Raw genomic sequence first — 14,465 nt, 5'->3', positions numbered from 1 at the left:
GGATTACTTGAACCTGCGCTCCACACCTTTCTCCACCAAAATCTTCGCGGAAATTTCTTCCACCGAAAAATGCGTGGAATTGATGTTGGGAATGTTCTCCCGGCGGAACAGGTTTTCCACCTCGCGCACCTCGAACTCGCACTGGGCAAAGCTCGAATAGCGGCTGTTGGGCTTGCGTTCGTGGCGGATGGCGGTCAGGCGGTCGGGGTCGATGGTCAGGCCGAACAGCTTGTTGTGGTGCTTTTTCAGCACCGCCGGCAGCTGCAGGCGCTCCATGTCGTCCTCGGTGAGCGGGTAGTTGGCGGCGCGAATGCCGAACTGCATGGCCATGTACAGGCAGGTTGGGGTCTTGCCGCAACGCGACACGCCCACCAGGATCAGGTCGGCCTTGTCGTAGTAATGGGTGCGCGCGCCATCGTCGTTGTCGAGGGCGAAATTCACCGCCTCGATACGCTCCATGTAGTTGGAATTGCCGCCGATCGAGTGCGACTTGCCCACCGAATACGACGAATGGGCGGTCAATTCTTGCTCAAGCGGGGATAAAAACGTCGAAAAGATGTCGATCATGAACCCGTTCGACGTTGCCAGGATCTCGCGGATGTCCTGGTTGACGATGGTGTCGAAGATGATCGGGCGCATGCCATCGCGCTCTGCGGCCGCGTTGATCTGCTGCACCATGGTCCGCGCTTTGTCGGGCGTGTCGATGTACGGACGGGTGAATTTGTTGAACGGTATGCTCTCGAATTGTGCGAGCAGGCTCTGGCCCAGGGTTTCGGCAGTGATGCCGGTGCCATCGGAGATGAAGAACGCGGTTCTTTTCATTTGCGATATGGGCCTTAAGCTGATGACGTTTCTTGGATATGATAAGTTCGGTTTGCCGAATGCGGCTGTCGGCATTCTGACATATTTTGCGAACCTATTTTCCAGGTACAGGCCACAAGCGCCCGGCCCAGTCAAAGCAGGCAGGCGGGCGCCCTTGAGCTTTTCCAATACAGTTAGTGGAGAGATCACCTTGGTAGAGTACGTAGTTTCCCTCGATAAGCTCGGCGTCCATGATGTGGAGCATGTGGGGGGCAAGAACGCATCCCTGGGCGAGATGATCAGCAACCTTGCCGGTGCCGGCGTGTCGGTGCCGGGCGGCTTTGCCACGACGGCTCAGGCGTACCGTGATTTTCTCGAACAGAGTGGCCTGAACGACCAGATTCACGCGGCCCTCGATGCCCTCGATGTGGACGACGTCAACGCCCTGGCCAAAACCGGCGCGCAGATTCGCCAGTGGGTCATGGAGGCCGAATTCCCGGCCCGCTTGGATTCGGAAATCCGTACGGCCTTCGCTGAAATGTCCAAGGGCAACGACAACATGGCCGTGGCCGTGCGTTCCTCGGCCACCGCCGAAGACCTGCCAGACGCCTCGTTCGCCGGCCAGCAGGAAACCTTCCTCAACATTCGCGGCGTCGACAACGTGATCCGCGCGGCCAAGGAAGTGTTTGCCTCGCTGTTCAACGACCGTGCCATCGCCTACCGCGTGCACCAGGGCTTCGACCACAAGCTGGTGGCCCTGTCCGCAGGCGTGCAGCGCATGGTGCGTTCGGAAACCGGCACCGCCGGCGTGATGTTCACCCTCGACACCGAGTCGGGCTTCCGCGACGTGGTGTTCATCACCGGCGCCTACGGCTTGGGCGAAACCGTGGTGCAGGGTGCGGTCAACCCTGACGAATTCTATGTGCACAAGCAAACCCTGGAAGCTGGCCGCCCGGCCATCCTGCGCCGCAACCTGGGCAGCAAGGCGATCAAGATGGTCTACGGCGACGAAGCCAAGGCCGGTCGCTCGGTCAAGACGGTCGAAGTCGACCGCGCCGAACGCGCACGCTTCTGCCTGAGCGACGACGAAGTCAACGAGCTGGCCAAGCAGGCCATGATCATCGAGCAGCACTACCAGCGCCCGATGGACATCGAGTGGGCCAAGGACGGTGACGACGGCAAGCTGTACATCGTTCAGGCGCGCCCTGAAACCGTGAAGAGCCGCGCCAGCGCCAACGTCATGGAACGCTACCTGCTCAAGGAAAAGGGCAAGGTACTGGTCGAAGGCCGCGCCATCGGCCAGCGCATCGGCGCCGGCAAGGTGCGCGTGATCAACGACGTGTCCGAGATGGACAAGGTGCAGCCAGGCGACGTGCTGGTGTCGGACATGACCGACCCGGACTGGGAACCGGTGATGAAGCGCGCCAGCGCCATTGTCACCAACCGTGGCGGGCGCACTTGCCACGCGGCGATCATCGCCCGTGAGCTGGGCATTCCCGCGGTGGTCGGCTGCGGCAACGCCACCCAGGTATTGAAAGACGGCCTGGGCGTGACCGTGTCCTGCGCCGAAGGCGACACCGGCTTCATCTTCGAGGGCGAGCTGGGCTTTGACGTCAAGCAGAACTCGGTGGACGCCATGCCGGAGCTGCCGTTCAAGATCATGATGAACGTCGGCAACCCGGACCGCGCCTTCGACTTCGCCCAGCTGCCGAACGAAGGCGTGGGCCTGGCCCGCCTGGAGTTCATCATCAACCGCATGATCGGCGTGCACCCCAAGGCGCTGCTGAACTACGCAGGCCTGCCGGCCGACCTCAAGGACAGCGTCGACAAGCGCATCGCCGGCTACAACGACCCGGTTGGCTTCTATGTCGAGAAGCTGGTCGAGGGCATCAGCACCCTGGCGGCGGCCTTCTACCCGAAAAAGGTCATCGTGCGCCTGTCGGACTTCAAGTCCAACGAGTACGCCAACCTGATCGGCGGCAAGCTGTACGAGCCGGAAGAAGAGAACCCGATGCTGGGCTTCCGCGGTGCCTCGCGCTACATCAGCGAGTCGTTCCGTGACTGCTTCGAGCTCGAATGCCGTGCACTCAAGCGCGTGCGCAACGAAATGGGCCTGACCAACGTCGAGATCATGGTGCCGTTCGTGCGCACCCTGGGCGAAGCCAGCCAAGTGGTCGACCTGCTCGCCGAAAACGGCCTGGCCCGCGGCGACAACGGCCTGCGCGTGATCATGATGTGCGAACTGCCGTCCAACGCCATCCTCGCCGAAGAGTTCCTGGAATACTTCGACGGCTTCTCGATCGGCTCCAACGACCTGACCCAGCTGACCCTGGGCCTGGACCGCGACTCGGGCATCATCGCCCACCTGTTCGACGAGCGAAATCCTGCGGTGAAAAAGCTGCTGGCCAACGCCATTGCCGCGTGCAACAAGGCCGGCAAGTACATCGGCATCTGCGGCCAGGGCCCGTCGGACCACCCGGACCTTGCCAAGTGGCTGATGGAGCAGGGCATCGAAAGCGTGTCGCTGAACCCGGATTCGGTACTCGAAACCTGGTTCTTCCTGGCCGAAGGCCAAGGCGCGGCCTGATGCGGTAAATTGCGGGGGCGCGTCTGGCGCGCCCCCGCCTGGTTTTTTCCAGGGCGAGTTCCAGTGATGGATCCCGCCCTTTTTTGTGCTATCTAAGCAACCTTATGCAAAGCAGCAGCAACCTATTTCCCGTGGCCCTGCTCAGTGCCGAACGCCGCGGCGACCTCAGCGAAGACGTGTACCGGATCAAGGCCGGCAACAGCCCGGACCCCAGCGTCGAACTGGCCGTGACCCGCCTGGGCCTGGCCGACCAGGGCCCGTGCCTAGGCGTGCCGGTGATTCTTGTGCACGGCAGTTTTTCCAACCGCAGGTTCTGGTATTCGCCCAAGGGCATTGGCCTGGGCGCCTATTTGGCGCGGGCCGGGTTCGATGTGTGGATTCCTGAAATGCGCGGCCATGGCCTGTCCCCGCGTAACCGTGACTGGAAACACAACAGCGTGGCCGCCTATGCCCGCGACGATTTGCCGCTGATTGGCGCCTTCGTGCGTGAGCAGTCCGGCCAGGCGCCGCACTGGCTGGGCCATTCCCTGGGTGGCACGACCCTGGCGGCGGCGCTGGGCGGCGGCTTCCTGGCAGCGGAGCTGGTGGCCAGCGTGGCGATGTTCGGCACCCAGATCAGCCGCGTCTACTGGCCGTTGAAGGTGCCGCCGGTGACCTGGGGCGCCAAGCTGCTGCTCAAGCGCTGGGGGCAGATTTCCGGGCCGCGGTTCAAGCGCGGCCCGGAAGACGAGCCCATCGGCCTGGCGCTGGAAAGCCTGCGCTGGCATGGCTTGTTCGGGCGTTTTGGCGACAAGCACGGCGACTGGTGGGCCGGGCTGGCAGAGGTCGATGTGCCGTTGCTGGCCGTGGCCGGGGCGGGGGACTTCCAGGACCCGGTATGGGCCTGCCGCAAGCTGTTCGACCAGCTGGGCGGGGCGCGCAAGCAGTTCCTGCGCCTGGGGCCTGAAGCAGGCTTCGAGGCGTTCGGGCATGTCGACATGCTGGTGAGCAAGGCGGCGCAGTTGCAGGTGTGGCCGCTGGTGGAGCGCTGGTTGCGTAACCCGCTGCTGCCGGTGCATGAGTCGACGGTGGCGCGTGAGCCAGTGCCTGTAGGCTGAATCTGGTTCGCCTGTGCCGGCCTCTTCGCGGGGCACAGGTTAACCACAACTGACTGCCCGGTCCCGGATGACGCCAGCAGCGTCTACGGTGTAGCCTTGTCCGACACCCGCTTTCGTTGTGACTGACAGGAGCTTCCCATGCAGCATTACGTAACGCCCGACCTGTGCGATGCCTACCCCGACCTGGTCCAGGTGCTTGAGCCGATGTTCAGCAACTTCGGTGGCCGCGATTCGTTCGGTGGCCAGATCGTCACCATCAAGTGCTTCGAAGACAACTCGCTGGTCAAGGAGCAAGTCGAGCAGGACGGCAAGGGCAAGGTCCTGGTGGTCGATGGTGGTGGTTCGCTGCGCCGTGCGCTGCTGGGCGACATGCTCGCCGAAAAGGCCGCCAAGCATGGCTGGGAAGGCCTGGTGATCTACGGCTGCGTGCGCGATGTCGACGTGCTGATCCAAACCGACGTCGGCGTGCAGGCCCTGGCCAGCCACCCGATGAAAACCGACAAGCGGGGCATCGGCGACCTGAACGTGGCCGTGACCTTCGCCGGAGTGACGTTCCGCCCAGGCGAATACCTCTATGCCGACAACAATGGCGTGATCATCTCGCCAAGCCCGCTGAAAATGCCGGAGTGATGCGCCGCACGCGCTGATGGAGTGTTGATGTTCGAGGAAGACAACGCGCAGTGGGGGCTGGTGCATGCCCTGGTGCTCGATGGTAAAGGCGGCGCGCGCCCGATTGCCCGCACCGAGCTGGACAACCTGCAGTTGCAGCCACAGGAAAGCCTGTGGCTGCACTGGGACCGTAGCCATCCACAGACCCGTACCTGGCTGTTGCAGGACAGCGGCCTGAGCGAGTTCGCCTGCGAACTGCTGCTGGAGGAAAACACCCGGCCACGGTTGTTGCCCCAGCCAGGCGAGCAGATGTTGCTGTTCCTGCGCGGGGTCAACCTGAACCCCGGCGCCGAACCCGAAGACATGGTGTCGGTGCGCATCCATGCCCAGGCCCAGCGGGTGATTTCGCTGCGTTTGCGCCCGCTGCGGGCCAGCGATGAAATGCTCCAGCAGCTGGAAGAGGGCAGGGGGCCGAAATCGGCGTCCGAGCTGTTGCTGCTGATGGGCGATTTGCTCACCGAAAAGGTCCAGAGCCTGGTCAGCGACCTGTCGGAGCAGGTCGACCTGGAAGAGGAAAAGGTTGAATCCGACGAACGGTATACCCCTGAGCACGGCAGCCTGCAGCAGATCCGCCGCCGCGCCGCTGGCTTGCGCCGGTTCCTGGCGCCACAGCGCGACATCTATGCCCAGCTGTCGCGCAGCAAATGGAGCTGGTTCTGCGATGCCGATGCCGACTACTGGAACGAGCTGAACAACAGCCTGATCCGCTACCTCGAAGAGCTCGAACTGGCGCGCGAGCGCGCCGCGCTGCTGCTGGAAAGCGAAGACCGCCGGCGCAGCGAGCGGATGAACCGCACCATGTACCGCTTCAGCATCATCACCTGCATCTTCCTGCCCATGAGCTTTCTCACCGGGCTGCTGGGGATAAACGTGGGCGGCATTCCCGGTTCAAGCAGCCCTTATGGCTTCCTGGTCGCCTGCCTGATCGTGCTGGCCCTGGCGGTGGGGCAGTGGTGGATGTTCCGGCGGTTGCGCTGGGTATGACAATGCCATGCCTGTACCGGTCTCTTCGCTCCCACAAAGGCCCTGCGGATAACCCTGTGGGAGCGGGCTTGCCCGCGAAGAGGGCAGCGCGATGTGTGACCCATCGCCTGGCCACCTCGTCTCTGAGTGACATTGCGCGAGGTGCCCATGCACGATCCGTTTGAACAATCCCTGCGTGACCTGCTCAAGGCGTCGCCGTCCGGTGAAGACCGCGACGACGCCGCCTGCCTGGGTCGCGTACTGAAAACCGCCAACCGCCAGGTGGGCGCCGGTGACCTGTTCAGCTTGCTTGGCCGTTGGAGCCAGGCGCTGCTGATCGCCGTGAACAATGGCTCGGCGCACGTTGCGCCGGTGCGCCGACACTCTACCCGCAACGCTGCCACTGGCAGCAAAGCAGATAAGGCCGATTGAATATGGAACTCGATCTCTGGACCCAGAGCCTGGTCACTGCCATGACCGCCCTATGGACCAAGGTGGCGAACTTCATCCCCAACCTGTTTGGCGCGCTGGTCGTGGTGCTGCTCGGGTTCGTGGTGGCCAAGCTGCTCGACACACTGCTCTCCAAGCTGCTGGCCAAGTTCGGCCTGGACCGCCTGATGGCCGGCACCGGGCTGACCAAGATGTTTGGCCGGGTGGGCATCCAGGTGCCGATCTCGACCTTGATCGGCAAGATCGTCTACTGGTTCGTGCTGCTGATCTTCCTGGTGTCGGCGGCCGAGTCGCTGGGCCTTGAGCGGGTTTCCGCGACCCTCGACATGCTGGCGCTGTACCTGCCCAAGGTGTTCGGCGCAGCGCTGGTGCTGCTGGCCGGCGTGATGTTGGCGCAGGTGGCCAACGGCCTGGTGCGCGGCGCCGCCGAAGGCATCGGCCTGGAATACTCGGCAGGCCTTGGGCGCATCACCCAGGGCCTGGTGATCATCATCAGTATCTCGGTGGCCATCAGCCAGCTTGAGGTCAAGACCGACCTGCTCAACCACGTGATCGTGATTGGGCTGATTACCGTTGGTCTGGCCGTTGCCCTGGCCATGGGCCTGGGTAGCCGCGAAATTGCCGGGCAGATTCTGGCCGGCATCTACGTGCGTGAACTCTACCAGGTCGGCCAGCAGGTGCGGATTGGAGAGGTTGAAGGGATGATCGAAGAGATCGGCACGGTCAAGACGACTTTGCTGACAGATGATGGCGAGTTGGTATCAATGTCCAACCGCGAATTGCTCGAGCAGCGGGTCAATAGCCGCTAACCGCCCAAAAGCTGTTAATGTATGCCGCCGCGAAATTCGGCCTACGGGGCCGAGCGGCGACATTGACCTGACTGTCGGCCAGATTCGTTTTGAATAAAGTTCATACGCCGCCCTTGCGTTACGACCCCCGCGAACTCACGGACGAGGAGTTGGTGGCGCGTTCGCACGAGGAGCTGTTTCACGTAACCCGCGCCTATGAGGAACTCATGCGGCGCTACCAGCGCACCCTGTTCAATGTCTGCGCGCGTTACCTGGGGAACGACCGGGACGCCGATGATGTCTGTCAGGAAGTGATGCTGAAGGTGCTGTACGGGCTGAAGAACTTCGAGGGCAAATCCAAGTTCAAAACCTGGCTCTACAGCATCACCTACAACGAGTGCATTACCCAGTACCGCAAGGAGCGCCGTAAACGCCGGTTGATGGATGCCTTGAGTCTGGACCCTGTCGAAGAGGCCTCCGAAGACAAGGCCCCGAAGCCGGAAGAAAAAGGCGGGCTGGACAAATGGCTCGTGCATGTGAACCCGATCGACCGGGAGATCCTGGTGCTGCGCTTTGTTGCAGAGCTGGAATTCCAGGAGATCGCCGACATCATGCACATGGGCTTGAGCGCGACGAAGATGCGCTACAAGCGTGCGCTAGACAAGCTTCGGGAGAAATTTGCAGGCCTGGATGAAACTTAGTCCCTTGTAAATATCTCTAACGAATCGGCGAGTTCTGCTAGACTTGCCGTCGAGTTGTCCCCCGGATTTTGGTGGGACTGCTTAACTATCACCAGATGGGGATTTAACGGATGAAATTGAAAAACACCTTGGGCTTGGCCATTGGTTCGCTTGTAGCCGCCACTTCGTTTGGCGCTCTGGCACAAGGTCAAGGCGCCGTCGAAACTGAAATCTTTGCCAAGAAAGAATTCTACGACAGCCAGCGCGACTTCAAGAACGACGGCAACCTGTTCGGCGGTTCGATCGGTTACTTCCTGACCGACGACGTTGAACTGCGTCTGGGCTACGACGAAGTGCACAACGTTCGTGGCGACGACGGCAAGAACATCAAGGGCTCGAACACCGCCCTGGACGCCGTTTACCACTTCAACAACCCGTACGACGCCATCCGTCCATACGTATCGGCAGGTTTCTCGCACCAGTCCCTGGGCCAGACCGGCCGTGGCGGTCGTAACCAGTCGACCTTCGCCAACGTTGGCGCTGGCGCCAAGTGGTACATCACCGACATGTTCTACGCCCGTGCCGGCGTTGAAGCCCAGTACAACATCGACCAGGGTGACACCGAGTGGGCCCCGAGCATCGGTGTTGGCCTGAACTTCGGCGGTAGCCCGAAGCACGCTGCTGAAGCTGCTCCAGCTCCAGTTGCCGAAGTCTGCTCCGACTCCGACAACGATGGCGTGTGCGACAACGTCGACAAGTGCCCAGACACCCCAGCCAACGTTACCGTTGACGCTGATGGCTGCCCGGCTGTTGCCGAAGTCGTTCGCGTTGAGCTGGACGTCAAGTTCGACTTCGACAAGTCGGTCGTCAAGCCTAACAGCTACGGCGACATCAAGAACCTGGCTGACTTCATGAAGCAGTACCCACAAACCACCACCGTGGTTGAAGGTCACACTGACTCCGTAGGTCCAGACGCTTACAACCAGAAGCTGTCCGAGCGTCGTGCCAATGCTGTTAAGCAGGTTCTGACCCAGCAGTACGGTGTTGAATCGAGCCGCGTTCAGTCGGTTGGCTACGGCGAAACCCGTCCGGTTGCCGACAACGCCACCGAAGAAGGCCGTGCTATCAACCGTCGCGTTGAAGCTCAGGTAGAAGCCCAGGCCAAGTAATTGGTTTGAAGCTTCAATGAAAAACCCGGCCTCGGCCGGGTTTTTCTTTGCCCAAAATTCATCCACACCACAGTCCATGTCCCCCTGGTAGGAGCGAGCGCAGCTCGCGATGCGCCGCGCAAAGCGGCGCCTATCTACAGCATCAACAACACCAAATTCACCAGCAACGACACCAACGCCACCGTGCGCCACACCTTCACAGGCTCGCGCTCCAGCAACGGCCGTGGGCGCCCAGCCGGTTCCTGACGGTCTCCACGCTCAAGCAGCAACAACCACTGCTCGGCCGTTTCGAAACGCTGCGCCGGGTCTGCCGCCACCGCCTGCAACAGGTTGTGCTGGATCCACTCGGGCAGGTCGGGTCGATAGCGCGAGGGGTTCACCGGCTGGCCGAAACGCGGCCGCTGAAAAGCTTCCACCTCACCATAGGGAAAATGCCCGGTCAGCAGCTGATACAGCGTGACGCCGACGGCGTACAGGTCTTGGCGCGGGCTCGGCGGCTCTCCCTCGAAGGCTTCCGGGGCAATGTAGGAAGGGGTGCCGGGCAGGTCGTGCCGGGACCTCTCGGAGAGCCCGGGGCAGTAGGCCAGGCCAAAGTCCAGCACACGCAGTTGGCCGTCTTCACCCACGTGCAGGTTGTCGGGCTTGATGTCACGGTGCAGCAGGTTGCGCCGGTGCAGCACGCCCACTGCCTGCAACAACTGGCGAGCCACCTCCAGCCATTTCGCCAACGGCAACGGGCCGTGCTCGGCAAGCTGCGTGGCGAGGGTTTGGCCGCGGTGCTCGCGCATCACGTAGTACAGGTGCTGGCGCTGGCTGGCAGCATGCACTTCCGGGAAATGGCGGCCAGCTACCCGGCGCAGGAACCATTCTTCCATCAGCAACCCTTGCGCGGCCCCTGGCTCCTGCTCGCGCTCGGCAGGCAAGGTTTTCAGCAGCCACGGCTGGCCCTGGCCGTCGCGCACCCGGTACAGCAACGACTGACGGCTGTGCGCCAGGCGGGTTTCGACCTGCCAACCGTCGATTGCCTGGCCATCGCGCAGGGCGCCGGGTAACGGCCATTGCTGCAGCTGCACCAGCGTGTCGCCCAGGTTTGCCGGGCCCAGTTGGTCGATGCGCACCAGCAAGGCGCTGGCATTGTCCTGGCTGCCATTGAGGTGGGCGCTGGCAACCAGGGTATCCACCGCCCGCTGCAGGTCAGGCTGCTCGCGCAGTACCGCCTGGATATGCCCATCGCCCAGGCTGGCCCAGACGCCGTCGCTGAGCAGCAAATAGCACTCGCCCGGCTCAAGCTCACCGTCCAGGTAGTCGACCAGCAGGTGCTGGTCCAGGCCCAGGGCGCGCTTGAGCACATGCTGCATGCCGGGCTGGTCCCACACATGGTCTTGGCTCAGGCACTGCAGGCGGCCAGCGTGCCAGCGGTAAGCGCGGCAGTCGCCGACATGTGCCAGGGTGAAGCGGCGCCCACGCAGCACCAGGGCACTCAGGGTGGTCAGCAACGGTTGGCTGCCCTGGGCGCGCAGCCAGCGGTTCTGCGCCAGCAGCAGGCGGTCCAGGGCCTGGGCCACGCCCCAGGTGGCGGGGGTGGCGTAATAGTCCATGGCCAGTGCCTGCAGGCTGGCGCGCGCGGCCAGGCCGCCATCGGCGCACTGGCTGACGCCGTCGGCAAGGGCAAACAGGTAACCCTTGCTGGCAGCCAGTTCAGGCGCCGGGGTAACCAGGCGCAGGGCATCCTGGTTTTCCGCGCGCGGGCCGGTGGCGCTGGCCTGGGCGAAACTCAGCTGCAGGCTCATCGGGCCACCTCAGACCCGCGCCGCCGTCACCGCCGCCGAACCCCAGGTGGTGCGCCAGCGCTGTTTTACCCCGTGCAGGCCGAACCAGGCCAGCAGCCCGAGGCTGGCAAACAGCCACAGGCCCAGCTGGTAGTCGCCGGTGTGCTGCTTGATGGTGCCAAGCCCGGCGGCCAGGGCGAAGCCGCCAATGCCGCCGGCCATGCCGATCAGCCCGGTCATCACGCCGATTTCCTGGCGAAAGCGCTGGGGCACCAGTTGGAACACCGCGCCATTGCCGGCGCCGAGGCCCAGCATGGCGCTGACGAACAGGGCCAGGGCCGCCGTGGCACTGGGCAGGTTGAAGCCCACGGCAGCGATGCAAACCGCGGCCACGCTGTACATGCCAAGCAGGGTGCGGATGCCGCCGAAGCGGTCGGCCAGGGCCCCGCCCAGCGGGCGCATCAGGCTGCCGGCGAAGACGCAGGCGGCGGTGTAGTAGCCGGCGCTGACCGGGCTCAGGCCGTATTGGTCGCTAAAGTAGCCCGGCAGGGCACTGGCCAGGCCAATGAAGCCGCCGAAGGTAACGCTGTAGAAGAACATGAACCACCAGCTGTCGCGGTCACCCAGGGCCTTGAGGTAGTCGGCCATGGCTTTGCGCTTGGGCCGTTGCGGTGCATTGCGGGCCAGCAGGGCAAACAGCGCCAGGGCTAGCAGCAAGGGCAGCACGGCAAAGCCGAACACGTTGTTCCAGCCATAGGCGGCCGCCAGCATGGGCGCCAACAGGGCGGCGAACACGGTGCCGGAGTTGCCCGCACCGGCGATGCCCATGGCTTTGCCCTGGTGCTGCGGTGGGTACCATTGCGAGGCCAGCGGCAACGACACGGCGAAGGACGCGCCGGCAACGCCGAGAAACACGCCCAGCAGCAGGGCTTGGCCGTAGGTGTGCACGCCCAGGTGCCAGGCGCTGGCCAGCGCCAGGATGACGATGACTTGGCCAATCAGCCCGGCGGTCTTGGGCGAGAGGCGGTCGACCAGCACGCCCATGATAAAGCGCAGCACCGCCCCGGCGAGGATGGGTGTAGCCACCATCAGGCCGCGTTGCTGGGGGCTCAGTTGCAGGTCGGCAGCGATCTGCACGGCCAGCGGGCCCAGCAGGTACCAGACCATGAAGCTCAGGTCGAAATACAGGAACGCGGCGAACAGCGTGGGCACATGCCCGGACTTCCAGAAGCTGGTACTCATCGAACACCTCACGGGGCAATGCAACGGAAACGAAAAAGACGCCGCTACCCGGTCCACTGGCGTGGAAGGGAAAGCGACGTCTTTGTCGGGAGTGTTTGAGGCAACCGCCGTTGGCTACCGGTGAGGATTGTTGAGCAAGAGCTGGGCCAACTCTTCCTCTCTAGGCCGGCACCGCCCTGGTAGGAGCGAGCGTAGCTCGCGATGGGGCGCGCAGCGGCCCAGGTTTCAGCTTCGCGGCTCATCACGCCGGGGCTGCTTCGCAGCCCATCGCGAGCTTCGCTCGCTCCTACAGGGAATTGAGACGTGGTGGGGAGTCGCGATGCGGCGGGTGCCCTAGCCCAGCATTTCATGCATGGCGATGATCTGTTCGGCCACCTGGATCAGCTTCTGCTGGCGGCTCATGGCCTGGCGCCGCATCAGGGTGTAGGCCTGCTCCTCGTTGCAGTCCTTCATCTTCATCAGCAAACCCTTGGCCTGCTCGATGCGCTTGCGCTCGGCCAGTTGCTGGTCGCGGGCCTGCAGCTGGGCCTTGAGCGCCTGGTCGCTTTCAAAACGCGCCATGGCCACATCGAGAATCGGCTGCAAGCGCGCGGCATGAATGCCTTCGACGATATAGGCGCTGACCCCGGCCTGGATCGCCTGGCGCATCACCCCAGGGTCGTGCTCGTCGGTGAACAGCACGATCGGCCGGGGTTGGTCGCGGCTGACCAGCACTACCTGTTCCATCACATCGCGGTCGGGTGACTCGGTATCGATCAGCACCACGTCCGGGCGCACCGTTTCAATGCAGGCGGGCAGGTCGATGGTCAGGTCTGGCGCTTCGATCACCTCGAAGCCGGCCTCGCGCAGGGCGGCCTTGAGGCGGCCAAGCTTGTTCCGGGTATCGTCGATCAGCAGGATGCGCAGCATGGCGATGGCCCTCACAGACCGGTACGGGCGGCTGGCGGCTCGCCCAGGGCATGCAGGCGGAAGCTGCGGGCGTAGCCATACGGGTCGCTGCCGTCCCAGCACGTGCCGTCGATCAGCAGGCTGCTGCGCATGGCGCTGTCGGGGCAGGGCACGTCAACGGCGGTGGCGGCGTCGCGGTACAGCGCCAGTTGCTGCACCTGTTGCGCAACGCCCAGGTAGTCGGGGTCTTCACGCAGCAGCCCCCAGCGGCGGAACTGGGTCATGAACCACATGCCATCGGACAGGTACGGCAGGTTCGCCCGGCCCTGGTCGAACAGGCGCAGGCCATGGCGGTCTTGCCAGCGATGGCCAAGGCCGTCTTCATAATCGCCCAGCAAGCGCGGCTCGATGTTTTCCAGGGGCGTGTCCAGGTAGGCGCTGCCGCACAGCAGTTGCGCGGTACTGCGGCGGTTCTCCGGGCTTTGCTCGATGAAGCGGCTGGCGGCAAGCACTGCCTTGACCAGGGCGCGGGCGCTGTTGGGGTACTGCTCGGCAAAGGCGCGGGCACTGGCCAGCACCTTTTCCGGGTGGTCCGGCCAGATCGACTGGCTGGTGGCCAGGGTGAAGCCCTGGCCCTGTGCCACGGCGGCGGCAGACCAAGGCTCACCGGCACAAAAACCGTCGATGCGCCCGGCCTGGATATGCGCGGCCATCTGCGCCGGTGGCACCACCACGCTGCGCACGTCATGCAAGGGGTGGATGCCTTGGCTGGCCAGCCAGTAATACAGCCACATGGCGTGGGTGCCCGTGGGAAAGGTCTGGGCGAAGGTCAGCGGTGCGCCAGCCTGGTGCACGCGCAGGGCCAATGCTTCAGGGCTGGTCACGCCCTGGCGTTGCAGCGCCGGCGAGAGGTTGATGGCCTGGGCGTTCTGGTTCAGCCCCATGAGCACCGCCATGGGGCTGGCCGGCACCCCACCGATGCCCAGGTGCAGCGCGTACACCAGGCCATACAGGCAATGGGCGGCATCCAGTTCGCCACTGGCCAGCTTGTCGCGCAGGCTGGCCCAGGAGCCCTGGCGCTTGAGGTTGAGGGTCAGGCCGTGCTGCTGGGCGAAGCCTTGGGTGGCGGCCACTACCACCGAAGCGCAGTCGCTCAGGGCCATGAAGCCGATGTCGAGGCTGGGTTTTTCCGGCGCGTCGCTGCCGTTTACCCAGGCTAGGGGTGTTGTGTTCACGAAGGTCCTCGCCCGTACTGAATAGGCTGTGTGCAGGCGATGTAGCAACCCATGTGCCAAGGGCCTGTCATGCACGGCCCGCGCTGGCTATAATCGCACCCTCATTCACCCCGAGCCTTGCCCGCCC

At 63.8% G+C, this 14,465-nt stretch carries 13 protein-coding genes; 8 read left to right on the top strand and 5 right to left on the bottom strand.

From position 1 onward, the window contains the following. Positions 1 to 3 precede the first annotated feature (3 nt). Positions 4 to 822 carry a pyruvate, water dikinase regulatory protein gene (locus F3J45_RS04530; protein ID WP_167058017.1) on the bottom strand — a complete coding sequence of 273 codons (819 nt, stop codon included), beginning with the start codon at positions 820 to 822 and terminating at the stop codon, positions 4 to 6. Positions 823 to 1,012: 190 nt separating this feature from the next. Between F3J45_RS04530 and ppsA the strand changes: the two genes are divergently transcribed. The 8 genes from ppsA to F3J45_RS04490 all read left to right on the top strand — a co-directional run bounded on the left by ppsA (position 1,013) and on the right by F3J45_RS04490 (position 9,204). Further along, positions 1,013 to 3,388, top strand: a complete 2,376-nt coding sequence (gene ppsA, locus F3J45_RS04525; protein ID WP_167058014.1) for a phosphoenolpyruvate synthase — start codon at positions 1,013 to 1,015, stop codon at positions 3,386 to 3,388. A 104-nt stretch (positions 3,389 to 3,492) separates the two neighbouring features. Beyond that, the gene (locus F3J45_RS04520; protein ID WP_167058011.1) at positions 3,493 to 4,485 is read left to right on the top strand and encodes an alpha/beta fold hydrolase; all 993 of its coding nucleotides are present in this window, start codon (positions 3,493 to 3,495) and stop codon (positions 4,483 to 4,485) included. Positions 4,486 to 4,623: 138 nt separating this feature from the next. Next, entirely contained in the window at positions 4,624 to 5,115 is a 492-nt protein-coding gene (gene rraA / locus F3J45_RS04515) for a ribonuclease E activity regulator RraA (protein WP_167058008.1), read from the top strand. 27 nt (positions 5,116 to 5,142) lie between these two features. After that, positions 5,143 to 6,138, top strand: a complete 996-nt coding sequence (locus F3J45_RS04510) for a zinc transporter ZntB (RefSeq protein WP_167058005.1) — start codon at positions 5,143 to 5,145, stop codon at positions 6,136 to 6,138. 147 nt (positions 6,139 to 6,285) lie between these two features. Then, positions 6,286 to 6,549, top strand: a complete 264-nt coding sequence (locus F3J45_RS04505; protein ID WP_167058002.1) for a CrfX protein — start codon at positions 6,286 to 6,288, stop codon at positions 6,547 to 6,549. Between the two features lie 2 nt (positions 6,550 to 6,551). Beyond that, complete coding sequence (locus tag F3J45_RS04500) at positions 6,552 to 7,376, top strand: mechanosensitive ion channel domain-containing protein (RefSeq protein ID WP_167057999.1); 825 nt, start codon at positions 6,552 to 6,554, stop codon at positions 7,374 to 7,376. Positions 7,377 to 7,489: 113 nt separating this feature from the next. Further along, positions 7,490 to 8,056 carry an RNA polymerase sigma factor SigX gene (gene sigX / locus F3J45_RS04495; RefSeq protein WP_085625211.1) on the top strand — a complete coding sequence of 189 codons (567 nt, stop codon included), beginning with the start codon at positions 7,490 to 7,492 and terminating at the stop codon, positions 8,054 to 8,056. Between the two features lie 110 nt (positions 8,057 to 8,166). Then, a complete protein-coding gene (locus tag F3J45_RS04490) occupies positions 8,167 to 9,204 on the top strand; it encodes an OmpA family protein (RefSeq protein ID WP_167057996.1) in 1,038 nt (345 codons plus the stop codon). Between the two features lie 134 nt (positions 9,205 to 9,338). Here the strand turns inward: F3J45_RS04490 and F3J45_RS04485 are convergent, their stop codons facing one another. The 4 genes from F3J45_RS04485 to F3J45_RS04470 all read right to left on the bottom strand — a co-directional run bounded on the left by F3J45_RS04485 (position 9,339) and on the right by F3J45_RS04470 (position 14,338). Next, positions 9,339 to 10,994 carry a bifunctional protein-serine/threonine kinase/phosphatase gene (locus tag F3J45_RS04485; protein ID WP_167057992.1) on the bottom strand — a complete coding sequence of 552 codons (1,656 nt, stop codon included), beginning with the start codon at positions 10,992 to 10,994 and terminating at the stop codon, positions 9,339 to 9,341. A gap of 9 nt (positions 10,995 to 11,003) precedes the next feature. Beyond that, entirely contained in the window at positions 11,004 to 12,215 is a 1,212-nt protein-coding gene (locus tag F3J45_RS04480) for a NarK/NasA family nitrate transporter (RefSeq protein ID WP_167057989.1), read from the bottom strand. 333 nt (positions 12,216 to 12,548) lie between these two features. After that, the gene (locus F3J45_RS04475; protein ID WP_167057985.1) at positions 12,549 to 13,124 is read right to left on the bottom strand and encodes an ANTAR domain-containing response regulator; all 576 of its coding nucleotides are present in this window, start codon (positions 13,122 to 13,124) and stop codon (positions 12,549 to 12,551) included. An 11-nt stretch (positions 13,125 to 13,135) separates the two neighbouring features. Next, a complete protein-coding gene (locus F3J45_RS04470) occupies positions 13,136 to 14,338 on the bottom strand; it encodes a CmpA/NrtA family ABC transporter substrate-binding protein (RefSeq protein ID WP_167057982.1) in 1,203 nt (400 codons plus the stop codon). Positions 14,339 to 14,465 lie beyond the last annotated feature (127 nt).

This window comes from Pantoea sp. Ap-967, from assembly GCF_011752565.1.
GTDB lineage: Bacteria > Pseudomonadota > Gammaproteobacteria > Pseudomonadales > Pseudomonadaceae > Aquipseudomonas.
Note: the sequence above shows the minus strand (reverse complement) of the source record. Positions and strands in the feature narration are given on the sequence as shown.